Raw genomic sequence first — 24697 nt, 5'->3', positions numbered from 1 at the left:
ATCGGAGCCGAAAGGGTGGGCGCCGTCGTCGTTCGACGGCGCTTACTTCACGGCGCTCACTTCACGGCGCCGCTGGTGATGCCGGAGATGATCTTGCGTTGGGCGACGGCGAAGACCACGACGAGCGGCAGGCTCATGAGGATGACGTAGGCGAAGATGAGGTGCCAGTTGTTGAGATAGAGCCCCGCGCCGGCCACGCGGAAGAGGTTGAGCGGCAGGGTGTCGAGGCGGCCGCCGACCACGAAGAAGGCGTAGAAGACGTCGTTCCAGACGTAGAGGCAGACGAGGATCGTGGCGGTGGCCAGGACCGGCCGCAGCAGGGGCAGGACGACGTGGAAGAAGACGCGCACGGGCCCGGCGCCGTCGATCTGGGCGGCCTCCTCCAGCGAGGTGGGGATGGTGCGGACGAAGCCGGTGACGAAGAAGATCACGGTGGACATGTAGATGCCCATGTAGACGCCGATCATCCCGACGGCGCTGCCTGCCAGGCCGAGCTGGCGCAGCAGCAGCACGACCGTGATCACCGCAGGGGGCAGGATGATGCCGCTGATGGCGAGCGCGTACAGCACGGCGTTGAGCCGGGTGGCGCGCCGGGCGAGGATCCAGGACGCCATCGACCCGAGGATCAGGACGCCGACCACGGCGGGCACCACGACGAGGAGGCTGCCGAAGAACGCGGCGGGCACCTCGCCCTCACTCCACACCTCGCCCAGGTTCTCCAGCAGGTGCCAGTGGGTGGGCGGGGTGAGGTTCGGGATGAGCGCCTCGCCCCGCGACTTGCCGGCGGTCGCCACGACGAGCCACAGCGGGATGCCGATGGTGACGAGTGCCAGCGCCGTGGCGGCGAACGGCTGCAGCCGGGCCGGGAACGAGGTGTCCCTGGCCGCGGAGCCGGTCACGGAGGAGGCGTGCCGGCGGGCGGGGGAGTGCGGCGTCACAGGATCTCCTCGCGCTTGCGCAGGATGCGGATGACGGGGAAGGCCATGAGCGACACGAGCAGGAACAGCACCAGGCTCATGGTCGTGGCCTGGGCGAACAGGCCCTGTCCGAAGGTGCGGTAGATGAAGATGTTGAGGATCTCGGTCGTCCGGGCCGGACCGCCGCCGGTGGTGGCCTGCACGATGTCGAAGCCGTTCATCGAGCCGAGCAGGGCGGTGGCGACGTTGAATGTGATCGCGGGGGCGAGCAGCGGGAAGCGCAGGCGCCGGAACGCGTGCCACCGCGATGCGCCGTCGATGCGGGACGCCTCCATGATCTCCTCGGGGATCGTCTTGAGCCCGGCCAGGTAGATGAGCATGGACAGGCCCATCCACTTCCACGCGTGGACCAGGGCGACCACGACGATGGTCCAGTGGGTGTCGCCCAGCCAGGCGTGGTCCACGTCGTGGCGGAAGATCTCGGACAGCAGCTGGTTGAGGCTGCCCTCGGGCTTGAGCAGGGCCTGGAAGATGTAGCCGACGGCGAGGGCCGACATCAGCACCGGGATGAGGAAGACAACCCGCAGCGTGCGGTTGAGCCAGGTGTCGCGCTCCAGCAGGAGGGCCAGGCCGAGCCCGAAGAGGTTCTGGAAGACCGCCACGAGCACGGCGTAGACCACGGTGACGCGCAGCGCCGAGAACAGCGTGCCGCTGGAGGCGAGGTCGGCGAAGTTGTCGAACCCGACCGGCCTGATGGCGCTCTTGAAGCCCGACCAGTCGGTGAACGCGTACACGAAGTTGAACGCGGTCGGCAGGAAGAAGAACACCAGCAGGATCGCGAACGCCGGGGCCATGAACCACATCGGGTGGGTCCGGTCCGGCCTGCGGCGGGTGCGACCGGCGGGACCGCGTGAGGCGGGCGGCGGCGCGAGCGGCCGGTCAGGGACGGGGGTGTCCGTGGCAGTCAGCATGGCATGTCCTCAGGTGCCGGGCGCGGAGACGGGGGCGAGCCGCGGCCTCCGCGCCCTGTCGATGGGCCTGTCGATGGGCGCGAGTCGTCGGGCGCGAGTCGTCGGGCGGGAGTCGTCCGGCGCGAGTCGTCGGGCGTCAGAAACCGGCCGCGCCGGCTGCCCTGGCGAGCTGGGCGAACTGCTCCTGGGTGGTGGAGGCCACCTGTTCGGGCGTCATGGTGCCGGTGATCATGTCGGCGAGGTTGATGTACAGGTCGGGGTTGGCCACGGCCAGGGCCTGCATGGAGCCGACGGCCTCGCCGAGGGAGTCGTGCACCTGCTGCAGCGCCTTGGGCACCGAGGCCGGGCTCGGCACGTCGGTCTCCAGGGAGACGGTGTTGCGGTCGGCGATGAAGTCCTTGTAGCCCGGGCCCATCCAGAACGACAGGAGCTGGCGCGCGGCGGCCTCGCGCTTGGCGTCACCGGTCGTGAACGCCACCAGGGCGTTGGACTGGTCGGGGATGAAGGTGCCGACGTTGCCGCTGGGGGAGATCGGGAAGAAGCCGATTCTCTTGTCGAGGGTGGCGGTGTCGGCGGTGGCCTGGAGCTGGCCGAAGAAGGAGTTGACCTGCACCACCATGGCGGCCTTGCCGTCGAGCAGGGCCTTGCCCTGGTCCTCGAACCTGGCGGTCTTGATGTCCTTGTTGAACAGTCCCTCGTCGATCAGCGACTTGTACTTCTTGATCGCGTCGAGCACGACCGGGCTGGAGAAGGTCTCCTGGCCCTTGTTGATCTTGTCCCAGAGCCCGTCCTTGGCGGCGTCGGCGAGCTGGACCTGGACCCACCACTGGGTGGCCCATCGGTCGCCGGCCATCTCGTAGAAGGGGGTGACGCCCTTGGCCTTGAGCGTGCGGGCCAGCTCGACCATCTCGTCGAAGGTCTTCGGAGTCTCGGTGATCCCGTTGGCCTCGAAGACCTCCTTGTTGTAATAGACGCCCTCGACGGCCGGGCTGGTGACCAGTGCGGCGTACCGCGTGCCGTTCAGGATCCCGGTGATGTCCTTGAGCTGGGGAGCGAGCTTGGACAGCCAGGGGGCCTGGTCCAGCGGCTGCAGGTTCGTCTTGGCGTTGAGGGCCGTGAGCATGGATGCGGTCGGCTGCCAGAACGCCAGGTCGGGCTTGTCCCCGGTCGCGACCTTGGTCTGCACGCCCTGCTCGTACGGGTCGGGAATGGTGACGATCTCGACCTTCGCGCCCGTGGCCCTGCCGAACGCCTCGACGACCTGCTTGGGGACGGTGTTGCTGTTCTGCGCGGCCCAGATCGTCAGGGTGACGCCGTCGAGCTTGGCCGTCGGCTCCGCCCAGCCGGCGGCGGTCGCGTCGCCCGCGGTGCCGCCGGCGGGGTCCGCGGAGGGGGCCACAGAAGGGTCGCTGCAGGCCGCGGCGCCCGCGGCGAGTACGGCGACGACCGCCAGGGTCTGCCATTTCTTCATTGTTTCGATCTTTCTCCTGGGGGGCGCCCGGACCGCAGGCCCGGGATTTTAGAGCAGAAGGAATTAATCGGACGAGGGTGATGAGGATGGTGAAAGGCGAAAAATGCGGGCAGAAGGGCCGGAAATCGGCTTGGTGAGGACGAGCCGGCCCGTCTCCTGGTCCCACTCCCCGTCCCAGGCGGGCAGGTGGCGGGGGTAGACGACCTCGACGTCCACCCGGCGTCCGGCGAGGTGGGGGAGGGGCAGCGAGGCCGTCGCCCGCTCGTCCGCGCGGCACCAGACCCCCACGTACGTGTGGTCCGGCGTGGTCAGGCCGAGGCTGAGCCAGGGGTCGGCCCAGCCCGGAAGCCCCAGCGGCCAGACGGGGACCGCCGCGGCCAGGTCGGTGCGGATGTCCCGGTAGGCGGCGACGGCCGCCCTGACCGCCTGGCGCTGCGCACCGGTCATGGTGGGCAGGTGGCCGGACAGGTAGAGGCGGCCCAGCATGCCGGTGCACAGGCTGTAGGCGACCCGCTCGTCATCCATGTCCGGCTGGGGGTAGGCCCAGCTCGCCGCCTGCTCCGGCAGGACGGACAGGGGAGCGGCCACCGCGATCGGGGGATAGAGCAGGGGGTCCTGCTGGTCGCTGGTGGACTGGAGCTGCATGCGCGACAGCAGGGCGTAGTCCATGCGCATCGCGCCGGAGGCGCAGTTCTCCAGGATCAGGTCCGGATGGCGGTCGAGGACCGCCTCCAGCCACGCCAGGTGGGCACGGTTGCAGGCGAGCAGTCCCGCGCCCGGGCTCGCGGCGTCCACGTCGGTGCCCGCGCCGGGGTCGATGTTGTAGTCGAGCTTGAAGTAGCCCACGCCGAGCTGCTCCACGAGCCGGTCGACGACCTCGTCGAGATGGGCGACGGCGGCCGGGTGGCGGAGGTCGAGGTGGTAGCGGCCGTGCTCCACGATCCTCGTGCCGCCCCGCTGCAGGAACGCCTCGGCGGGCAGCTTGTCGGCCATCGGGCTGCGCACGCCGATCACCTCGGGCTCCAGCCACAGGCCCGGGACCATGCCGCGCCCCCTGATGTGGGAGAGGACCTCCTCGATGCCCCGCGGGAAGCGCGTCTGGGACGGCTGCCACTCGCCCACGCTGTCCCACCAGTCGCCGTCGTCGTCGTACCAGCCGGCGTCGACGCAGAACACCTCGGCGCCCGCCTCGGCTGCGGCGTCGATCAGCGGGATCAGCTTCGCGGTCGTCGGGTCGCCCATGAGGGTGTTCATGTAGTCGTTGAACACGACGGGCAGGCGGGCCCGGTCCTGATGGGGGCGCACCAGGGCGCGGCGGTGGGCGGTCAGCGCGGCCGCCGCACTGTGCAGCCCAGAGGCACTGTGCAGCCCAGAGGCACTGTGCAACGCACCTGAGGCGCTGTGCAACGCACCTGAGGCGGCGTCGTGCAGCCTGCCGGAGGCTCCGCGCGGCCCGCCGGAGGAGACGGCCACCGACGCCGGGACCGTGGTGAACGACTCGCCGGGGGCGAGGACGGTGTGCCACTGGTGGTCGATGTCGGTGGGGCCGAGCAGCGCGACGTAGGCGCCGTCCCTGCGCTCGCCGACCTCCCATCGCCACGGGCCGTTGTGCTCGACCTGCCACAGCCACGCCCGGCCAGAGTCCGGGTCGAGCAGGCCCGCCGTGGGCAGGTGCTGCCCCGTCGACCAGGTGCCCGTGCTGGTGACCGCCAGGCGGCCCCGGCCGTCCTGGCCGTGCAGCGGCAGGTTGAGGTCCGCCATCTCCTCGCGCATCGGCCGTACGCGCCAGCGGCTCTCGCCCAGCCACTCGCTGTCGGCGCGCACGACCTGCAGCCCGCCGGCCGAGCCGGCCGGGAACCCGGCGGCGAACGAGGTCACGCCCAGCACGACCGCCTCTGCGGTGCCGCGGTTGGCGATCGTCGTCCAGGACTGTACGGCCGGCACGCCCTCCGCCGAGCGCAGGTGCGCGTGCGCCTCCAGGCCGGTCTGCTCGTCCCGCATGGTGACCCGCAGCTCGTGCCACTGCCCGTCGCGGACCTGCTCGGCCCCTACGTAGGTGAAACGGCGGCCGACGGCGGTGTCGGAGAAGCGGTGAGAGGCCCGCGCCCGTCCCTGACCGGCGAGCAGCACCTCCACGAGAGGCTGCGCGGGCGGTCTCGTCCCCGGATCGCCCGCGCCCAGTTCGCGGATGCTCACCACGCCGTCGGGTGATATGGCGATCACCACCCGAAGTGCCGAGTGCCCCCACACCAGGCTGGTCTCGGTGTGCCGTGAGTTCACCTGCGTCTCCTGACGATCGAGCCGGGTTCTCCGGAGGTCATGGCGGTGTGCGGGCCGTGACGGTGACCCTCGCGAGGAGAACGGCCTGGGCGCCGGGCGAGCCCAGGCGTCATCCCCTGCATGCGTGTGACCGGTCACATCCGCACGAATGCGAGTGTGACCGGTCACACGATCGAGGGGAAGGCTCCGTTACGTTGTTGTTAACAACATCCGGCGGCGCGTCCGAATCGGCCGTTGGCCGCCCCGTCGCCCCCACGGCCCGTGAGCTCTGGAGGCCGTGACCGCGGCTTACCGCGCGGCGCGAATGCGGCTCACGCGCGCGGAGGCGCCGTGGACTCGCGCACCACCAGCCGCGGCGGCGTCAGCGACACCGCGGGCTGAGGCGTCCCGGCGAGCTCGGCCAGCACCGCCGCCACCGTGGCGCGGCCCAGTCCGGCGAAGTCCATCTCCACCGTCGTGAGCGCCGGCGTCCAGTACTCCGAGCCGGGCACCCCGTCGAAGCCCACGATGCTCACGTCGCCCGGCACGTCCTTGCCCGCCTCGAACAGCGCGCGGCGCACCGCCAGAGCGATGTCGTCGTTGCCGCACAGGATCGCGGTCACGCCGGGGTCGGCGGCCAGGGTCCGTCCCGCCTCGTACGCCGATCGCACATCCCAGCCCGCCGGTACCACGGGCGGGACCGCCGCTCCGGCTTCGGCCAGCGCACGGCGCCAGCCCGCCTGACGTCCGCTGTGCTCCGACTCCGAGGGGATCGCCACGTGATGGACGGTCCGGTGTCCCAGGGCCAGCAGGTGCCGCGTCGCCTCGGCCGACGCCTGCTGCTCGTCCAGGCAGATCGCGGGCCGCCCCACACCGCGTACGCCCGGCTCGATGGCGGCCGCCGCGGGCAGGGACTCGGGGAGTGCGCGCAGCACCGCGATGCCGGCCGCGTCGAACGCGATCACGATCACACCCCCGGCGCTCGGATCGCTGACGTAGTCGGCGGCGTTGCGCACATCGCCCTCGCGGTCCGACTCGACCACCCTCACCCCGACGGCCAGGCCCTCGACCCGGGCCGCCTCCTCGATGCCCTGCAGGGTCGAGGCGTAGCCGTACAGCATGGTGTCGGAGGTGACCACCGTCACGCCCCGCGCCCGCCCCGTCCCCAGCGCCCGGGCCACCCGGTTGGGCCGGTACTGCAGCCGTTCGATGACCTCCATGACGGTCCGCCGCGTATCGGCGCTCACCTTGGGCGAGGCGTTGAGCACCCGGGACACCGTCTGCCTGGACACGCCCGCCGCCGCCGCGACGTCGCGGATGCTCGGCACCGTCTCCCGGCCGGGACGCGGCGAGGGCACCTCAACAGGGGTTTCGTTCACGCCCCCATCGTGATCGGTCCGCCGAGCCGGGGTCAAAACCGCCGTCCGGATCGAGCGGTCACGAGCCGGCCTCTCCCTCCGGCAGGACGTCCTCCGGCCGCAGGGCGAGCAGCAGGCCGAGCATCGTGTACCCCACGAGCAGGTGACCGCCGCCGACCCACCGGGACGCCGCGTCGCCGACCAGCACGTACGCGGGGACGGTGACGACGCCCCAGCTCTCGGCGACCAGGGGCCACCAGCGCAGCAGGCCCCTCCAGCGGCGGGCCGGCAGGAGCTTGACGCTGATCACGAACATGCCGAACATCGACAGCGGCCAGAACAGGTCGAGCACGCCGAGCAGCGCGCCGTCGCCCGCCGCCTCGGGCAGGATCGCGTGCAGCAGCGACCACATGCTCGCCAGGGCCAGCAGCACGGCCTCGATCCTCAGCATGATCACACTGGCCCGCGAGGTGCCCGTGGCGCCGGTCCGCGACTGCACGACGAGCAGGCCGAACAGGCCGATCTGGAAGGCCAGACCGCCCAGGTCGCCGATCCGTCCGGCCGTCCCGCCGGCCGACGGGTCGAACAGGAAGATGGTCACGACCCAGATCAGCGTTCCCGCGGCCAGTCCCAGGCCGAGGCGGCGCACCCTGTCCGCGGTGATCGGGGCGGGCCCGGCCGGGGCGGGAGTGCCCCCGCGCACGTCGGTGCGGGCTCTGGCCGGGGTCGTGGTGTAGTGCGGTTCCATCTCACGTCCTTCATCGGTTCGTTGGCGGGCCGGGACGGCCGCGCGGATCAAGGCTCGGGGCCGCCGGACCCGGGAGGGCAGGGCCGCCGGTCCCCGATCGCGCCCCTGACATGTCCGCCCGATTCGGGACGCGGGTCCTCCTTCGGCCGGGACATCCCGATACTGCGCAAAACAGGGAGATTCGACCCGTCACAATGCTTGCCGTGAGGAAAGCGGAGATAGCGGACGCGCCGGAGGCCCTCAGGGCCGCACCCGCGGGCGAGAGCCGTCTGCCGGCCGCGGTGGCGGTGGCCGCCGTCGCCGCCCTGCTCGCCGTGGCCGCCGGTACGGTGCTGCTGGACGTCCTCGCGCGGGGAGCGAGGGTGCCCGTGGGCGCCGAGCTCGATCCGGGATGGACCTCCGCGCTGGCCGGGCTCGCACAGGCGGTGCCGGGCGTGCTGTTGCTGCGGCGGCTGCCGCGGCATCCCGTGGCGTGGGTGCTGACCGGCTCCGGCGTGATGTGGCTGCTGAACGGGGCCGCCGGCGCGTGGGCGGCCTACGCGGTGTACGTTGAGCCGGGCCTGCCGGGGGCGTCGGCCGCCTACTGGTTCTACCTACGGCTGGGCGCCGCGCTGCTGCTCCAGTTGCCGCTGCTGATCCTGCTGTTCCCCGACGGGCGGCTCCCCGGCGTCCCGCTCTGGCGCCGGCTCTCGATCGCCAGCCTCGCGCTGACCGCGGCGCTGCCCGCGCTGCGGCTGGTGGCGCCCGTGTCCGTGCTCAGCCGGCACGGGGGAGTTCCGCTGCCGCCCGAGATCACCCGGTTGGCGCTTGACCCGGTCGTGCTGCCCCTGCCGTACGTGGTCTGGGAGCCGCTGCTGACGGCCGCCTCGGCGGCGGTGGTGGTGAGCCTGGTCGTGCCGTTCGCGGTGACGGTGCACCGCTACCGCGCCGCGGCGTCGGGCGGTCCCGGCGACGCCGAGCGCGGGGCGCAGATCCGGTGGCTGACCTGGGCGGCGCTGGCGGACATGTTCGTGCTGCTGCTCCCGCTGGTGCTGCCGCCCGACGTGCCCGCGTTCCTGCTCACGGTGGCCGTCGCGCTGACCTCCTTCGCCGTGGTCGTGGCGGTGACCAAGCACCGCCTGTACGACGTCGACCGGCTGCTGCCCGCGACCTTCGGCTACGGCATGGCGGCCGTGCTCGTCGTCGTGGTCGACGCCGCCGTCTTCACCGCCGCCGCCGGCGCGGTGGACGAGCGCCAGGCGGCACTCGCCGCGATCGCGGTCGTCACGCTCGTCTACCTTCCCGCCCGGACGTGGCTCGTGCGCACCGTCAGGCGGCTGCTGCGCGGGCCGCGCGAGGATCCGTACGCGACCGTCTCGACGCTGGCCGAGCGGCTCGAACTCGCGGCGGGCCCGGACGAGCAGCTCGTCGCCCTGGCCCGCACGCTGGCCGAGGCGTTCCGGCTGTCCTACGTGCGCGTGGAGATCGAAAGACCGGACGGGGAGCGCTCGGCGGTCGAGCACGGCGTGGCCCGCGGCCCTTCGGTGTCGCTGCCGGTGGCCTACCGGGGCGAGCAGGTGGGCCGGCTGGTGCTCTGCCGCACCGACCTGACCGAGCGCGACCAGCGCCTGCTCGGCGACCTCGTACGGCAGGCCGCCGCAGCCGCCCGCGCCACGGAGATGAGCGCCGGGCTGCAGCGCATCCGCGCCACGCTGGTGGTGGCCAGGGAGGAGGAGCGGCGGCGGCTGCGGCGCGACCTGCACGACGGGCTGGGGCCGAGCCTGGGCGCGGTGGCGCTGCGCATCGAGACCGCCCGCAACCTGTCGCGCACCGCTCCACAGCAGGCCGACGCGATCCTCGCGCGGACGGCCGAGGAGGTGTCCGCCGTGGTCGCGGAGGTCCGCCAGATCGTCCACGACCTGCGCCCGCCCGCCCTCGACGAGCTGGGCCTGCGGGGAGCCGTCGAGCAGCAGGCCGGTCGCTTCCGCGGCGGGCTCACGGTGGCCCTGGGCGGGGTGCTGACCGGGGACGACGAGCCGCTGCCCGCACTTCCCGCGGCGGTGGAGGTAGCGGCGTACCGCATCGTCTCCGAGGCGCTGGCGAATGTGGCACGACATGCGCACGCGGCCCGCTGCGAGATCGGGCTCGCCGTGCGGGACGACATGCTCCACGTCGTCGTACGGGACGACGGGGTCGGGATCGGCGAGGACGTCACGGCGGGCGTCGGGATGCTGTCCCTGCGGGAGCGCGCGGCCGAACTCGGCGGCGACTGCGTGGTCACCTGCCCGGAGGGCGGCGGGACGCTGGTCCACGCGCGGCTGCCGCTGGCGGAGAAGAGGGAGTTCACCGGTGTCTGAAGAACCGACCCCGCCGATCCGGGTGCTGCTCGCCGACGACCATCCGGTCTACCGCGACGGCCTGGCCGCGCTGCTGGGCTCGATGGCGGGCGTCGAGGTGGCGGGCACGGCCGCCACAGGGCGGGAGGCCGTCGAACGCGCCGCCGCCCTGCGGCCCGATGTCGTGGTCATGGACGTGCGCATGCCCGACGTGGACGGGATCGAGGCGACCCGGCGGATCACCGCCGCGAATCCCGGCATGGGGGTGGTCGTGCTGACGATGTCGGAGGAGGACGCCACGCTGTTCGCGGCCATGCGGGCCGGGGCGCGGGGCTACCTGCTGAAGGGGGCGAACCAGGCCGAGATCCTGCGGGCCGTCACCGCGGTCGCCCATGGCGAGGCCATCTTCGGCCCCGCCGTGGCCCGCCGGGTCGCGGAGTTCTTCACCGAGGGGCCCCCGGCCGCGGACCAGGAGGTCTTCCCCCAGCTCACGCCGCGCGAGCGGGAGATCCTCTCCCTGGTCGCGGCGGGGCGCACCAATGCGCGGATCGCCGAGGTGTTGTTCCTGTCGCAGAAGACGGTGCGCAACAACGTCTCCACGATCTTCGCCAAACTTCAGGTAGCCGACCGCGCCGAGGCCATCATCCGGGCCCGGGACGCGGGGCTCGGCCGTGGTCACGGCGGCAGGCGGCCCTGACGACGGCCGCGGACGCCTGTAGTCTCGGCGCGTGCGGCACGAGTCACCGGACGGCGGTGCGGGCCTGCGCCGGCATCTGCCGGACGGCGGGACCCGGCCCGGCCATCGGCTGCGGTTCGGCTCCGGCGCGGCGGGCATCGAGCGGCTGGAGGCGTCGCTCGTCGGCGAGGGGTTCGCCACGCACCGCCACGACACGTACGCGATCGGGATGACGCTGCGGGGCGTGCAGACGTTCCGCTACCGCGGTGAGCCGCGGCACTGCCTGCCGGGGGAGTGGCACGTCCTGCATCCCGACGAGCCGCACGACGGTGTGGCGGGCACCGACGAGGGGTTCGGCTACCGGATCATCTACCTCGACCCCTCCCTCGTCCAGGAGGCGCTGGGCGGGGCGCCGCTGCCGTTCGTCGCCGACCCCGTGATCGGGCGGCGCGACGCCGACCCCGCGCTCGCGGCGTGCCTGCGGGACATCGACGAGCCGCTTGACGAGGTCGAACGGCTGACGCTCACGCTTCGGGTGGTCCACACGCTGGTGCGGCACTCCTCCGTGCGGAACTCCTCCGCGGGGAGCTCCGTACGGCCGGGCGCGCGGGCTCCGCTGGCGCTGGAGGCGCTGGCCCGCGTGCGCGACCTGATCGCCGACGACCCGACGGTGCGGCACACGCTCGCGGAGTTCGAGCAGGTCTCGGGCCTGGACCGGTGGACGGTCGCGCGCCGGTTCCGCGTCGCGTTCGGCACCAGCCCGACCCGCTTCCGCACGATGCGGCAACTCGACCTCGCCCGCCGGCTGCTGCGCGACGGCGTGCCTCTGGCCGAGGCGGCCCAGCTCGCCGGCTTCGCCGACCAGGCCCACATGTCGCGCATGTTCAAACGGGCCTACGGCCTCACGCCCGCCCGGTGGACCGCCGCGCTCGCATGACCGTCGGCCGGTCGGAGTGTGCCGCGGACTGTGAAGGCGCCCGGGCGCACCCGGCCGGGAGCGGAGCCTGGCCTGCTGGTGGCCGCAGGGCCGGTTCATCTCGTCGATTGGGCATTCGACGACGCGGCCGGTGGCCGGGGCATATCGACGCCGGCTGCGACCACCTGACCGATTGAAGCCGGATAGCGCGGACTTCGATCCGGGATCTACCGGATGAAGAAACTTTCCGACCGCAAATTCCAGTTGCAGGCACCGACCCCCAGCATTTGGGCCCCGAGAACTACTGAATAGATGCACCTGTGCGTTATCTTATTGCTGATGCCCCATCCGCCGGGGCCCCAGTTGCTGAAGTACCACCTCTGGCGGTAGAAGCCATTGCAGCGAGCGGCGCGGATGCCGGAGGGTGCGTCCTCTACGCATCGGCCGGTGGAACGGTTCACCAGATAGTGAGTGCCGTCAGGGTTGTTGGTGACGTTGAACTTCTGGAAGTCGAGGCCGTTACACGGGAAGGTGCGCAGGCCGTAGGCGCTGTCGTCGAGACATCTCCCGGTCGCGTTGCTCTTTATGACGCGGGTCCCGCCGAGGCCCGCGTACGCCGGGCCCGAAGCTGCGGCATCGGCAGTTGTCGCGGTGACGGCTCCCGCCGCCGTGACGAGAAGAACGACGATGACACGGGTTAAGCTCTTCATGGCACTTTCCTTTCTTTAGTAGTCGCTGCCGGCTGCGGGTCGATGACCGGGTGAGGAATAGCGCTGAGGCCTCTCCCGGCCTTCGCATCACTCATACGGCCATTGGGTTGAAACGAGGTTGCACATCACTGTCCCCTGGCAAGACAGTCGCCGCGGGCCGCAAGGGTGACCGTGTACGACGTGTGCTCTGGGGTCATTTCCGGGTCACCGCCATCACTCCGACAACGGCGGCCCAGATGCCGATGAGCGATCCGACCGGGAACAGGGGGTCGAACTGGTCGGTGAACGCGATGGTGGCGGAGGCGAGCGCGTAGGCCAGCCCGCCGACCAGGCCGAGCGCGAGCGTGATGCGGTTGCCGACCGTCCGGGTGAGGCCGCCGGCGACGGCGAGGAACACAATGCTCAGCGCCCAGAGCGTGTCTATGATCGTCTCGTTCCACGTTTGCATCGTGGAGATGGTCGTCGGCTGACCCGCCGCGAGGGAATCGGCCTCCAACGCAGAGAACAGGTGCGCGGCCATACCGACGGTGGCGAGGGCGCCGATGCCGGCGACGACCTTGGTCGCCGCGGCCATGCCCTTGCTAAGGTCGCGGCGCGAGATTGCGAAGATCCCGGCGGCGAACAGGCCCATCGAGAGCAGCAGCAGTGCATGGGAGGGATACCAGCTCGGCTGCACGAGCATCTCGTGCAGCTGTTGGACTTTGTTGCCCTCGCCGCTGTCGCCGGGATGGGTGGCGCCGCCGGCGATGAAGGTGATGCCGCCCAGCACCAGGCAGATGCCACTGACCCGGTTGAGCCGCGAGGTGGTGGAAGGGCGCGTCGTGACCGGCGTGCTCATGGCTGCCTCCTCGTGCTTGCCGATGATGGGTCAACCGTGGCCGACAGGCGTCCTTCGCGGATGCGTGCACGCCCTGCTTTTCCGCAGGGAAAACCCTCATTCGCAGGCCTGGTCGGCTGTGTCACCATTTCGGTGTGGCCGCAGCGGCGAACGCGTACGAGGAGGCCCCGCCGGCAGCCCGCGAGGCAGGACTCGGCGTGGTGGCGCTGGTGGTTGCCGTGCTCGTCAGCTACGGGTGGCATCTCGGATTCCACCTTGCGAACGCCCACAACGGGCTGATCGCGGCGTCGTGGACGGCGGTCGGGCTCTACGTCGTCCGGATGCGGCCCCGGCACCGGGAGGGCTGGCTGTTCGTAGCCACCGGTGTGGTGCACGCCGTGATGTTCTTCGGCCGGCAGTACGGCCTGCACGAGGGTCCGCTGCCGGCGGCGTCCTGGCTGGGGTGGGTCGGCGTCTGGCCACTGCCGCTCGCGATCGCGGCGTTCGTCTGGACGCTGATGGCGTTCCCTGACGGCAGGCTGCTCTCCCGGAGATGGATCGGTGCCGCATGGGGCATGGTCGCGATGGCGGGCGCGATGGCGACGGCCTCCGCGTTGTGGCCGGTGGAGTACGACCGGACCGGTCTGGTCGCGCCGCACCCGTTCGATTTGCCGGGGGCTGCGACGGCTGCCCGGGTGTGGGAGTACGCGCAGTTCAGCTACCTGCTCTTCCAGGCGCTCGGAACGGTCGCGATCGTGGTCCGTCTGCGGCGTACCGGCGGCGATGAGGCGCGCCGGATGCGGTGGCTGGCGTTCGCGGTCGTGATGGACATCCTGATCCTGGTGGCCGGCGTGTCGATCCTCGGCAGCCCGGTGCCGGGGTTGCTCGCCTTGCCGCTCGTTCCGGTCGCCGCCGCGTTCGGGATCTTGAGGCACCGGCTCTATGACATCGATCCGGTCATCAACAAGACCATCGTCGTCGGAGCGATGCTGCTGCTTATCACCGCCGGCTACGTCGCGCTCGTGGTCGGCGTCGGCGGGCTGGTGCCAGTAGAGGAACGCTGGCGGTCGCTGCTCGCGACCGCCGTCGTCGCAGTCGTGTTCGAGCCGTTGCGGCGACGTGCCCAGCGTCTGGCCGACCGCCTCGTCTACGGGCTACGGGCGACGCCGTATGAGGCACTGTCCCGGCTGTCCGCTCAGCTCGCCGCGGCACCTGAGGAGCTGCTGGACGGGATCGCCGCGACGGTCGCGAGCGCGCTCGGCGCAAGGGAGGTAGTCGTCTGGGTCGGCGACGAGGCGTGCATGATTCCGCGGGCCGGCTGGCCTCACCCCGTGGGCCGAGTCAATCCGGCGCCCCTGAGCGGGCTGCACCACGGGCCGCGCTGGCATGTGCGACCGATCGTCGATCGGGACACTGCCCGTGGCGCGATCGCCGTCCGCAAACCGCCCGGTGAGCCCATGACCGCGGCTGAGGAGCGGCTGCTGACGGACCTGGTCGCGCAGACCGGCCTGGTGATTCTCCAGCAGGAGCAGGCTCAGCAGTTGCAGGCGGCGGCGCGGCGCATCGTCTCCGCGGAGGACGCGGCCCGGCGGCGCTTGGAGCGTGACCTCCACGACGGCGTGCAACTCCGACTCGTGACGCTGGGGCTGGAGCTCGGCGCTCTCGCCGAGCAGGTGAAGGCGTCCGGCGACGGCCTCCTCGTGTCCAGGGCCAAAGACGCTCGCGCTCAGCTGCTGGAGGCCACGGCAGATCTTCGCGAACTGGCCCGCGGCCTGCATCCCATGGTGCTCGCGCAGGACGGTTTGGAGGCCGCGCTGGCTGCCGTGGCCGACAGGTCCGCCATCCCTGTGCGGCTGCGGGTGAGCGTCGAGAGCAGACTTCCACGCGAGATCGAGGCTACGGCGTACTACCTGGTCAGCGAGTCGATCACGAACGCGGCGCGGCACGCGGCGGCGAGCGTGGTGACCGTGGACGTTACCGCTGGTGGCGACGGGTTGCGGATCGTGGTGACCGACGACGGCCGCGGCGGTGCACGGCCCGCGGCGGGCGGCGGGCTGCAAGGGCTCGCGGACCGGGTCGCCGCGCTGGGAGCCAGGCTCGAACTCGACAGCCCTGCCGGTGGTGGGACGCGACTCAGGACGGTTCTGCCATGCGGGTGATCGTCGCCGACGATGCGCTGCTGTTCCGGGAGGGGATGACGCGCATCCTCACCGAGATGGGTTTCGAGGTGATCGGCCAGGCGCGCCACGGTGCCGAGCTGGTCAGCCTGGTGCGCCGGGATCCCCCCGCCGTGGTCATCACCGACCTGCGGATGCCGCCCGGCTTCGCCGACGAAGGCATCGAGGCTGCCACCGAGATCCGGTCTTTCGCACCGCAAGTGGGACTCATGCTGCTGTCGCAGCACGTCGAGGTGCACCACGCACTGCGGCTCATGCACGAGTTCGACGGCGCGGTCGGTTACCTCCTCAAGGACCGGGTGTCGGATCTCGGAGCGTTCGCCGTCGACATCCGTCGAGTCGCGGCCGGCGAGGTCGTCATGGACCCTGAGCTGGTGTCGCGGCTGGTCGGCCGCCGCCGGGAACACGACTCCCTCGCCGGGCTCACCGATCGAGAGCGCGAGGTCCTAGCGCTGATGGCCCAGGGTCTGACCAATGCGGCACTCGCCAAGGAGCTCTTCGTCAGCCCGAAGACCGTCGAGGGCTACGTGCGCAGCGTCTTCACCAAACTCGGTCTGGCACCGGGCGAGCGGGAGCACCGGCGCGTGCTGGCGGTGTTGCAGTTCCTGCGCAAGCACTGACCCATATGCCGCGCTCGACCTCGGCCGGATGCCCATCGTGCACGCAGGCCGACGGACTACGCGCACGCGGCAGCAGAGATGGATCCGTCGGCGCGTTCGCCCGCCGCTCGAGCCGGTTACAACCAAGGCAGAGCCCTTGCCGAGCAGCTCACCGAGTTCTGGTTCCTCCCCTAGCTCGACCCGAGGACTGGCGTATGCGGCGCTCATCCACATCATCACTGTCAGCCGAGGCCGCCCGAGCCGTCAGTCGGCGAGAACGTAGCCCCCCACGGAGGACGGGATGACGAAGGAGTCGAGCCGGCGCAACTGGTGCGTGGCGCGGTTCACCCGATACCAGGTATGCGTCCTGCGCAGGTCACCGCCCACCTGACGATCGGAGCGGGTCAGCACGTCGAGGTGGCCCGCCTTGTCCCAGCGTGCCGTCAGGGCGACCTCGCCCTTGTGGAGCCGGATGGGGATGCTGCCCTTCTTCGCGGTCGCCAGGTTGCGAGTGAGGACCACGTTCTTCACGGAACCGCCGGTCTTCGTCCACTTCGGCGCGGCCACGGTGACGCCGTCGGGGCCGAGGTCGCCCCGCATGTAGACGGATCGCCGCAATCTCACCGACCACGTGCCGGTCGAATAGAGCACCGCCGTCCGGTTGTCGCCCGCCATCATGCGCTTTCCGTCCGGGCTGAAGTCCCAGGTCTGGTATCCCCTCGGCAGGGTGAACACCTTTCCTGTGGTCATGTCCACGACCCGGTCGACCTCCCGTTCGGAGGCGTTCACGCCGCGCATGCTGAGAAACCGGCCACGCGGAGAGAGGGTGAGTGCGTCCATCCGGAGGTCGTCCGGCCATGTCACCGCGGGAACCTCGCGTGCCCTGCCGGTGGCGGCCTCCCAGATCGTGAGCACGCCGTCCTTCCCCGCGAAGTACGCGGCCTGGGCGCCATCCTGAGAGACGGCGATGACGGCGGCGACGGTGTACTCGTCGTCCGCCACGGTCCTGCGGGCGCCGGGGAGCGCGACGACACGGCCGTTGCTCAGCCAGAGCTTCAACGGGCCGCAGGGATGCCGGCCGCCGTCGGCCTGGAGGCAGGACCCGAGACCCGCGTAACGGATCACGGGTGTGGCCGGCGCGGCCTCGGCATGGGGGGTGGTCATGAACGCTGCGGCGGCCACCACCGCGGCCGGCGCTACTCGGGACAGCATCCCGACATCTTCGCATGATGCCGACATCAAGGATCGCGGTCGCGTCCGGTCCTGCCTTCGAGGCCGGTCACCGCGCTAGAGCCCGCCGTCGACGCTGAGCACGGCGCCGGTGACGTAGGACGTCCGGTCCGAGAGCAGCCAGGCGACCGCCTCGGCGATCTTCCCCGGCCTGCGGCGAGCCGGTGCGCGACGCGACCGAGGAGACGTTGACGATGACGGGCCGGGTCAGCGGTGCGCGTCCGGTCCAGCGCCGCGCCGCCTCCCGGCACAGCCGCACGGGCGCCACCAGGTTCACCTCGACGACCCGCCGCAGGTCCGCGTCGGTCAGGCCGGTGAACGGCCCGATCCTGCCGGTCACCCCGCGTTGTTCACCAGGCCCGCGACCTCGCCGACGGACCCGGCCAGTTCGAACAGCCTCTCCGGCGCGTCCTCCTCGGTCACGTCGAGCCGTACGCCGCGGACGAGGGCGCCGGAGTGGCCGAGGCCGGCCTCCAGCGTCTCGGCGTCGGCGTCGGAGTTCGAGTGCGTGAAGACGACGCCGAACCCGTCCGCGCACAGGCGCCGCACGGTGCTCCGGCCGATCCCGCGCGTCCCTCCGGTGACGATGACGACCGGGCGAGGGTTCATCCGCGTGTTCCTTCCCCGTCTGTCCTGGCCTCGATCGCGTGCACGACGGCCGCCATGTCCAGGCCGGCGTGGCCCAGCGCGAGGGTCTCGCCGAACAGGGCGTGGCAGACGTCCAGCAGCGGCGAGGCGATGCCGTCCCGCCGCGCCGCCTCGGCGATGAGCCGGTTGTTCTTCAGCACGTCGGCGATGGCGGCCTGGGCGGCGAAGTCGCGCCCGGCCAGCTTCACCGCCTTCACCCGCGAGACGTCACTCGCCATCTGGCCCGAGTTGAGCACGTCCACGAGCAGCCCGATGTCGAGGCCCTGGCGCTCGCCGAAGTGCAGCGACTCCGCGAGGCCGGTGACCGTCGTGATCAGGAAGATGTTGACCGCGAGCTTCATCAGCAGCGCCTTGGGCGCGGGCCCGCACACCACCGTCTTGACGCACATCGGCTTCAGCAGCGGGCGTACCTCCTCCACGGCCTCCGGCCGGCCGGCGAGCATCGCCACCAGCCGCCCCTGCTCGGCGGGCACGCGGGAGCCGGAGATCGGCGCCTCGACGTAGCCGCCCCCGGCCGCGAGCACGTCGGCCTCCAGCCCCGCCGAGTAGACGGGGGAGGTCGTGCCCATGTGGACCACGACCCGGTCCGCGACGTTGCGGGCGAAGGCGGGCGTGCCGCGCTCAAGCACCGCGTCGATCGCGGCCTCGTCGGCCAGCATGAGGATCACCACCCGCGCCCGCCGGAACACCTCGGCCGCGCTGCCGGCCACCTCCGCGCCCGCGGCGTGTAGCGGCTCGCTCCTGGTGGCCGTGCGGTTCCACACCACGAGAGGCGTTCCGGCGCGGACCAGGTTGAGCGCCATGGGCTGCCCCATGATTCCGAGACCGACGAAACCCACATCCATCCGCTCGCCTCCCCGCGCATACATCCGCGTGCCGTCCTGGCGGCACGCCGGGGACCGTTGTAGCCCATGGCACGGCGGCGGTCTTGAACGATTGTGCCCGTCCGGGGTTCCGCGGCCCTGCGCCGGCCACGGCAGCCGTCACGAACCGGCCGGCTCACGCCGGCTCAGCACCTCGTAGATGAGGGTGCCGGCAGCCACGAGGGCGACCACGGCACCGTAGACCAGTGAGGTTTCCCGCAGGCCCTGCGTGGTGATGGCGATCCCGGCGATCAACGCCGGGATACTGAAGGCCAGGTAGCTCACCACGTAGATCGCCGAGATCAGCGCGGCTCGCTCATGCGGTGCCGCGAGCTGACTGACCGTCCGGAAGGCGCCGAGGTAGGCCGGCCCCCACCCGGCGCCGGCGACGAGCGTCGCCGCGACGAAGACGGTCAGCGAAGACGACGCCACGGCGACGATCAGCAGGATCGTTCCGAGGAGGAGGAGCAGCGTTCCCTCACGCTGGAGGCGCTCCGGTGCACGCTTCCTGAGCAGCACGGACACGAACGCCGAGACTGCGGCGAGCGCTCCGAGCGTGAGGCCGATCGCCGCGTGGTTGTGCTCGTCGAACACCGCGGCGAGCAGCGAGGCCCCGACGGAGAAGATCAGCCCGCCGAGCATCCACGTGGAGAGCATGACGGGGACCGCGCGCAGGAACGCACGCTTGGCCGGCGCGGGGACGAGCACCTTCGGGCGCAGCGCGGCGGCGGCGCCGGGGGTCCGCGCGACGGTCTCAGGAAGCACCGCCGTCGCGACTGCGAGACCGATGAACGCTGCCGTGAGAACCACGAAGATCAGCCGGGTGGGGTGCGGCGCGTACTGGATCAGCACCCCGCTCCCGATCGTGCCGATGCTCAAGCCTCCCGTAGTGGCTGCGCCGTTGACGAGCGATCCCAGCCGCGAGCCGTCGGTGGGTTGCAGGTCGAGCAGGTACGCACCGACCACACCGATCGCGGCACCGGTCGCGAGGCCCTGGATGACGCGGGCGGCGAAGAGGGCGGTGACGCCGTGCGCGCCGAGGAAGACGGCCATCGCGGCCGCCTCGGTGACCAGCGCCGCGGCGAGGACCGGGCGGCGGCCGAGGAAGTCGGAGAGCCGTCCCACCGTGAGCAGGCTGACCAGCAGCGCGAGCACGTAGACGGCGAAGATCGCCGTCAGCGTGAGGGCGCTGAAGCCGAACTCGGCCTGGTACACGGGATAGAGGGGGCTCGGCGCGCTCGAGGCGGACAGCAAGATGGCGGTGGTGCCCGCCACCAGCCAGAAGGCCGCGGAGCGTGGCAGCGCCGCGAGCCTGCGGCGTCTCACCGCCGGGGTGTCGAGGGCGTGCTGTCGTTCGTGCAAGCGACTTGTCATCATGGCTCCAACCGGCCTGCCGTTCGAAATGGATCGACCGGTTGTAACCGCACTGTCCCGCATTTAGTTCCAAAAATCTCGAAATGTGCGGACAGCGCGACGCGTGAGCTTTCCCACTCCGAGCTGACGATGTCGAGCCGGCCGTCACACTGCGTGATCCGGTGCTGCTGGGCGCGGTCCTGTCGTCGTAACCCGGCACAGCCGGACTATCCACGGCGTTCGGCCATGCGCGCCCGCCAGAGCCGGGTCTGCCCAGGGTGGGCGTCGGCGAGCGCCGCGCGACCTGGCCTGGTGTCGAGGCGCACGAGGCGGAGCAGGGCGAGACGTGGCGAGTCCTGAGCGTCACCTATCCGCCATCGATCCACACCCACAACGCGACGCAGCGATCGTGGCAGTCGCCCACCGGCGCCGTAGTCAGCTCATCGGTCGTGCGGCGCTGGCGATGCACCAGGGCCGTGTACCGGGGGCCGTGCACCGGGAGGAGCGCCGCCGGGTCGACCGGAGAGGCGTCCGCGCCATGCCTGCGCACCGCGGACTTGAGCGCGCGGAAGGCATGTAGGTCGTCGTTCTCGAACTCGCGCAGGATCCGAGCGTTGTCGAGCGCCTCGGCCAGGCCCGTCGGCTTCTTCGAGCCGCCATACTCCAGTTTGGTCGGCTCGTCGCGCTGGATGAACATGACCGAGTTCCCGGACGAGTCGATCAGCGGGGACCGGGGCGCGCCGGGCCGGTAGCGGTGTTTCGGGGAAGGCCGGAACTCGGCACCTTCCCGTAGACCCGGACGTGCCGGACGGCCAGGGCGTGGAGCTTCGAGGCGTCCGCGTGCCCGTCCGGCGAGGGGTGAGCATTTCTGCCATCCGTAATGTGCCGTTCGTCAGGCGGCTGTCCGAGCGCGTTAGAGATAAGCGGCATGACCTCCCTTGAGAGAAGAACGCTCCTTCGAGCGGGCATCGCGCTCGGCGGCGGCCTCGCCGTGTCGCCCGTGCTGGGCGCCGTGTCGGCGCGCGCCAACGCGTCCGCGCCCGCGTACGTCGTCTCCGGCCGACCCGAGCTCAGCCACGGCGTGCAGAGCGGCGACGCGACGGTGGACTCGGCGGTCGTCTGGGGCCGCGCGGATCGGCCGGGGCGGCTCGTCGTCGAGTACGGCACCCGTCCGGACCTGCGGAACGCGGAGACCGTCCGGGGACCGTGGCTCACTCCGGACACCGATCTGACCGGACGGGTGCGCCTGCGTGGACTGCCCGCCGGCCGGCGGATCCACTACCGCGTGCGAGTCGAGAACGAGCGCGGAGCGGCCGGCAAGGCGGTCGGTGGGTCGCTGGTCACCGCGCCACGGGAGAACCAGCCCGCCGATGTGCGATTCGTGTGGTCCGGGGACATCGTCGGCCAGGGCTGGGGGATCAACTCGGATATCGGCGGCATGACCATCTTCGAGGAGATGCGCCGCCTGCGCCCGGACTTCTTCCTGTGCAGCGGCGACACCGTCTACTCCGACGGCCCGCTCACCGAGAGCGTGACGCTGCCAGACGGCCGGGTCTGGCGCAACGTCACGACCCCGGAGAAGTCCAAGGTCGCCGAGACGCTCGCCGAGTACCGCGGGCAGTTCGCGTACAACCTGCTGGACGCCAACTACCGTGCGCTCGCCGCCGAGGTGGCGCAGATCAATCAGTGGGACGACCACGAGGTCCGCAACAACTGGTACCCCGGCCAGATCCTCGACGACGCCCGTTACACCGAGAAGAACGTCGACGTGCTCGCCGCCCGCGCCCGGCAGGCGTTCCACGAGTGGGTGCCGATCGGAGACGACCGGGTCTACCGCACACTGTCCTACGGCCGCCACCTGGACGTCTTCGTCCTGGACATGCGGACCTACAAGGACCCCAACGACGACAACCGCTACGCCGACCCGCGCCGCGGCCTGCTCGGCGACCAGCAGCGGCGCTGGCTGATCGACGGCCTGAGCAGGAGCCGCGCGACCTGGAAGGTCATCGCGGCCGACCTGCCACTCGGCCTCGTAGTCCCCGACGGGGCCACGGCGCAGGAAGGCGTGGCCCAGGGCGACGCGGGCGGGCCGCTCGGGCGCGAGCTGGAGTTCGCCGAGGTGCTGCGCACGGCTCAGCGGCGCGGCGTGCGCGGGATCGTGTTCGTCACCGCCGATGTGCACTACACGGCCGCACACCACTACGACCCCGCACGCGCGGCTTTCAAGGACTTCGACCCGTTCTGGGAGTTCGTCTCCGGTCCGCTCAACGCCGGCGCGTTCGGGCCCAACGTGCTCGACGGCACGTTCGGACCCCGCCCCGAGTTCGTGCACGCTCCGCCGCAGGCGAACTCATCCCCGATGGAGGGCTTCCAGCACTTCGGCGAGATCGAGATCGACGGCCCGAGCGGCGACCTGACGGTTCGCCTGCGCGACGCCCGATCCGCGGTGCTGTGGAGCACGACGCTGCGCCCCGAGCGCTGACCGGAGCAGAGCCGCGCGCCGACCCGCCTCACCGCTGACGTCCACGTACGGGTATCGCGGCTCCAGCTGAGGGCACGACCCTCACGACAGCAGCTGGTTGATCTTGTCGCGGGCGACCGTGGCGAGGACGCCCGCCTTGTGCGGCTGGCCGTGCAGGAACGCCTCGGTGAAGTGCTTGGCCTGCTCGTACTTGACCTTGCCCGGCATCGGCGGCTCGTTGGGATTGACGTCGCAGTCCACCAGGGCCGGTCCGTCGTGCGCCAGGGCCTCGCGGATCGCGCCCGGCAGGTCCTTCGGGTCCTTGATCTTCGCGCCGTACGCCCCGCAGGCGCGGGCCCAGGCGGAGAAGTCGGCCTCGGGCTGCCGGTGCCGCACGGCGTACTCGGGGTAGCCGAGGATGATCTGCTCCCACAGGATCTGCCCGTAGCTGTTGTTGTTGTTGACCACGACCTTGATGGGCAGGTCGTGCCGCACGGCGGTGAGGAAGTCGGCCATGAGCATGGCGAAGCCTCCGTCGCCCACGAAGGCGATCACTTGCCGGCCGGGGAAGGCGTGCTGCATCCCGATGGCGTACGGCAGGCCCGGGGCCATCGTGGCGAGGTTGCCCGACAGGTAGAACTCCCGCCCGCCGCGGATCGTCCAGTGCCGCGCGGCCCACGTCGCGATGGTCCCGGAGTCGCAGGTCAGGATGGCCTCGCCGGAGGCCGCCTCGTCGACGCAGCCCATGAGGTACTGCGGTGCGATGGGGTCGCGACTCGGGTCCTGCAGCGCCTTCATGTCCTCCCGCCAGGCGTCCATCTTGCGCTGGTACTTCTCCAGGAACGACCGGTCCTTCGCCGGTTCGAGCATGGGCAGCAGCGCCTGCAACGCCAGTTTGGCGTCGGCGGCGACCGGGGCCTGCGTCGGCCGGCGGATGCCGAGCAGGGTGGGGTCGGCGTCGACCTGCACCACCCGGGCCTGGCCCTCCGGCGGCAGGAACTTCCCATAGGGGAAGGACGTGCCGACCATGAACAGCGTGTCGCACTCCTCCATGAGTTCCTCGCTCGGCGCGGTGCCGAGCAGGCCGAGCCCGCCGGTGGTGAGCGGGTGGTCGTCGGGCACCACGAACTTGCCGGGCAGGGTCTTGACGATGGGGCTGGCCAGCCTGTCGGCGACCGCCAGCACCTCCTCGCGGGCATGCCGCGCGCCGACGCCGACGAGCATGGCGATCTTCTGGCCCTGCCGCAGCACCTCGGCCGCCCTGGTCAGGTCCTCCTCGACCGGCCGCAGCGGCGGGAGAGAGCACGTCGTCAGGCTCGCGGGCGGGGTGCCGGGGCCGACATGCCGGTACGGGTCCTCGCTCGCGGGCGCCACCTGGATGTCGTTGGGGAAGGTCAGGTGCGACACCGTCCGCTTGGTCAGCGCGTTGCGCACCGCGAGGTCGACCACGCCGGGCATCTGCTGCGGATTGGTGACCATCAGGTTGTAGGCGGCCAGGTCCTGGTAGAGGCGGTCGAGGTGGACCTCCTGCTGATAGTGGGTCCCCAGCACCGAGGTCTCCTGCATGCCGGTCAGGGCCAGCACGGGCACGTGGTCGAGCTTGGCGTCGTACAGGCCGTTCAGCAGGTGGATGGCGCCCGGCCCGGAAGTCGCGGCGCACACGCCGAGACGCCCGGTCGCCTTCGCGTAGCCGGTCGCCATGAACGCGGCGGCCTCCTCGTGGTGCACCAGGATGAATCGCAGCTTCTCCCGGTGCCGGCGGAAGCCCTCCATCAGGCCGTTGATCCCGTCACCGGGGAGCCCGAAGATCGTGTCGACCCCCCACTCCACCAGCCGCCGGGCCAGGCTCTCACCCACGATCTCGGTCATGTCCGCCTCCGATCGACATCAGCCGTACGGGCGCCCCGGCGTCCGCGCAAGCCTTCAGCGGTCCCGCGCTCTGCGTCCCCCGGCCGGTGCGGTCCGGTGACCGCTGCGCCAGCCGAGGGCGTACGCGGCGACGAGGCCGGCGGCGACGGCGAGCGGCTTCGGGGACGACATCGCGGACTTCAGCTGTTTCACGCCGCCCTTCGGGTCGGCCACGGCGCCCGCGACGCTGCCGATCGCCGACGCCAGTTTGTCGCCCGCGCTCTTCACCGCGTTGCTCTGAACGTTCATGATCGACTCCGGCATCGAACGGCTCGCCCGTGGGGCCCTTCCCACCCCCGA

General features: G+C 71.4%; 22 protein-coding genes. 6 read left to right on the top strand and 16 right to left on the bottom strand.

Translation table 11 applies throughout. The annotated features are described in order from the left end of the window. Positions 1 to 56: 56 nt before the first annotated feature. From HHX35_RS44855 to HHX35_RS33915, 6 genes are all read right to left on the bottom strand, one after another. On the bottom strand, positions 57 to 938 hold the full coding sequence (locus HHX35_RS44855) for a carbohydrate ABC transporter permease (RefSeq protein ID WP_220506218.1): 882 nt from the start codon (positions 936 to 938) through the stop codon (positions 57 to 59). Further along, positions 935 to 1888, bottom strand: a complete 954-nt coding sequence (locus HHX35_RS33935; protein WP_182902737.1) for a carbohydrate ABC transporter permease — start codon at positions 1886 to 1888, stop codon at positions 935 to 937. The genes HHX35_RS44855 and HHX35_RS33935 overlap by 4 nt, the downstream gene beginning before the upstream one ends. A 136-nt stretch (positions 1889 to 2024) precedes the next feature. Then, positions 2025 to 3359: an ABC transporter substrate-binding protein gene (locus HHX35_RS33930; RefSeq protein WP_182902736.1), complete on the bottom strand. Its 1335-nt coding sequence runs from the start codon at positions 3357 to 3359 to the stop codon at positions 2025 to 2027. A gap of 63 nt (positions 3360 to 3422) precedes the next feature. Continuing rightward, positions 3423 to 5639 carry a glycoside hydrolase family 36 protein gene (locus tag HHX35_RS33925; RefSeq protein ID WP_182902735.1) on the bottom strand — a complete coding sequence of 739 codons (2217 nt, stop codon included), beginning with the start codon at positions 5637 to 5639 and terminating at the stop codon, positions 3423 to 3425. Between the two features lie 311 nt (positions 5640 to 5950). Further along, positions 5951 to 6997: a LacI family DNA-binding transcriptional regulator gene (locus HHX35_RS33920; RefSeq protein ID WP_220506217.1), complete on the bottom strand. Its 1047-nt coding sequence runs from the start codon at positions 6995 to 6997 to the stop codon at positions 5951 to 5953. Positions 6998 to 7055: 58 nt separating this feature from the next. Next, positions 7056 to 7724, bottom strand: a complete 669-nt coding sequence (locus HHX35_RS33915) for a hypothetical protein (protein ID WP_182902734.1) — start codon at positions 7722 to 7724, stop codon at positions 7056 to 7058. 203 nt (positions 7725 to 7927) lie between these two features. Between HHX35_RS33915 and HHX35_RS44850 the strand changes: the two genes are divergently transcribed. From HHX35_RS44850 to HHX35_RS33905, 3 genes are read left to right on the top strand one after another with little or no spacing between them, the layout of a single operon-like run. Continuing rightward, positions 7928 to 10060 carry a sensor histidine kinase gene (locus tag HHX35_RS44850; protein ID WP_310739494.1) on the top strand — a complete coding sequence of 711 codons (2133 nt, stop codon included), beginning with the start codon at positions 7928 to 7930 and terminating at the stop codon, positions 10058 to 10060. Beyond that, positions 10053 to 10736 (top strand): response regulator transcription factor, encoded by a 684-nt coding sequence (locus HHX35_RS33910; RefSeq protein ID WP_310739493.1) that lies wholly within the window; start codon positions 10053 to 10055, stop codon positions 10734 to 10736. Before HHX35_RS44850 ends, HHX35_RS33910 begins: the two co-directional genes overlap by 8 nt. 31 nt (positions 10737 to 10767) lie before the next feature. Next, positions 10768 to 11652: an AraC family transcriptional regulator gene (locus HHX35_RS33905; RefSeq protein WP_310739492.1), complete on the top strand. Its 885-nt coding sequence runs from the start codon at positions 10768 to 10770 to the stop codon at positions 11650 to 11652. Between the two features lie 206 nt (positions 11653 to 11858). Here the strand turns inward: HHX35_RS33905 and HHX35_RS33900 are convergent, their stop codons facing one another. Then, positions 11859 to 12341 carry an RICIN domain-containing protein gene (locus HHX35_RS33900; RefSeq protein ID WP_182902732.1) on the bottom strand — a complete coding sequence of 161 codons (483 nt, stop codon included), beginning with the start codon at positions 12339 to 12341 and terminating at the stop codon, positions 11859 to 11861. Between the two features lie 193 nt (positions 12342 to 12534). Beyond that, complete coding sequence (locus tag HHX35_RS33895) at positions 12535 to 13179, bottom strand: hypothetical protein (RefSeq protein ID WP_182902731.1); 645 nt, start codon at positions 13177 to 13179, stop codon at positions 12535 to 12537. A gap of 134 nt (positions 13180 to 13313) precedes the next feature. On the opposite strand from HHX35_RS33895, the gene HHX35_RS44845 reads away from it, so the two are divergent. Together HHX35_RS44845 and HHX35_RS33885 are read left to right on the top strand one after the other, a co-directional pair. Beyond that, positions 13314 to 15317, top strand: coding sequence for a histidine kinase (locus tag HHX35_RS44845; RefSeq protein ID WP_182902730.1), 2004 nt, complete (start codon positions 13314 to 13316; stop codon positions 15315 to 15317). Then, positions 15308 to 15955, top strand: a complete 648-nt coding sequence (locus HHX35_RS33885; RefSeq protein WP_182902729.1) for a response regulator transcription factor — start codon at positions 15308 to 15310, stop codon at positions 15953 to 15955. The genes HHX35_RS44845 and HHX35_RS33885 overlap by 10 nt, the downstream gene beginning before the upstream one ends. Positions 15956 to 16198: 243 nt before the next feature. Here HHX35_RS33885 and HHX35_RS33880 read toward each other — a convergent pair whose 3' ends face one another. From HHX35_RS33880 to HHX35_RS44840, 6 genes are all read right to left on the bottom strand, one after another. Further along, positions 16199 to 17146, bottom strand: a complete 948-nt coding sequence (locus HHX35_RS33880; protein ID WP_182902728.1) for a hypothetical protein — start codon at positions 17144 to 17146, stop codon at positions 16199 to 16201. Positions 17147 to 17221: 75 nt separating this feature from the next. Continuing rightward, on the bottom strand, positions 17222 to 17305 hold the full coding sequence (locus HHX35_RS33875; protein ID WP_182902855.1) for an SDR family oxidoreductase: 84 nt from the start codon (positions 17303 to 17305) through the stop codon (positions 17222 to 17224). Between the two features lie 195 nt (positions 17306 to 17500). Next, positions 17501 to 17773, bottom strand: a complete 273-nt coding sequence (locus tag HHX35_RS33870; protein ID WP_182902727.1) for an SDR family NAD(P)-dependent oxidoreductase — start codon at positions 17771 to 17773, stop codon at positions 17501 to 17503. After that, positions 17770 to 18657, bottom strand: a complete 888-nt coding sequence (locus HHX35_RS33865) for an NAD(P)-dependent oxidoreductase (protein WP_182902726.1) — start codon at positions 18655 to 18657, stop codon at positions 17770 to 17772. The genes HHX35_RS33870 and HHX35_RS33865 overlap by 4 nt, the downstream gene beginning before the upstream one ends. Before the next feature lie 138 nt (positions 18658 to 18795). Continuing rightward, complete coding sequence (locus tag HHX35_RS33860) at positions 18796 to 20037, bottom strand: MFS transporter (protein ID WP_220506216.1); 1242 nt, start codon at positions 20035 to 20037, stop codon at positions 18796 to 18798. A gap of 358 nt (positions 20038 to 20395) precedes the next feature. Next, on the bottom strand, positions 20396 to 20725 hold the full coding sequence (locus tag HHX35_RS44840) for a hypothetical protein (protein WP_182902725.1): 330 nt from the start codon (positions 20723 to 20725) through the stop codon (positions 20396 to 20398). Between the two features lie 231 nt (positions 20726 to 20956). On the opposite strand from HHX35_RS44840, the gene HHX35_RS33850 reads away from it, so the two are divergent. Next, complete coding sequence (locus HHX35_RS33850; RefSeq protein ID WP_182902724.1) at positions 20957 to 22510, top strand: alkaline phosphatase; 1554 nt, start codon at positions 20957 to 20959, stop codon at positions 22508 to 22510. Positions 22511 to 22591: 81 nt separating this feature from the next. Here the strand turns inward: HHX35_RS33850 and HHX35_RS33845 are convergent, their stop codons facing one another. Together HHX35_RS33845 and HHX35_RS33840 are read right to left on the bottom strand one after the other, a co-directional pair. Continuing rightward, positions 22592 to 24358, bottom strand: coding sequence for a thiamine pyrophosphate-dependent enzyme (locus HHX35_RS33845; protein ID WP_182902723.1), 1767 nt, complete (start codon positions 24356 to 24358; stop codon positions 22592 to 22594). A gap of 54 nt (positions 24359 to 24412) precedes the next feature. Next, positions 24413 to 24646 carry a hypothetical protein gene (locus HHX35_RS33840; RefSeq protein ID WP_182902722.1) on the bottom strand — a complete coding sequence of 78 codons (234 nt, stop codon included), beginning with the start codon at positions 24644 to 24646 and terminating at the stop codon, positions 24413 to 24415. Positions 24647 to 24697: the final 51 nt, after the last annotated feature.

Source organism: Microbispora sp. H10830 (assembly GCF_014161375.1).
Taxonomy (GTDB): Bacteria; Actinomycetota; Actinomycetes; order Streptosporangiales; family Streptosporangiaceae; genus Microbispora; species Microbispora catharanthi.
Note: the sequence above shows the minus strand (reverse complement) of the source record. Positions and strands in the feature narration are given on the sequence as shown.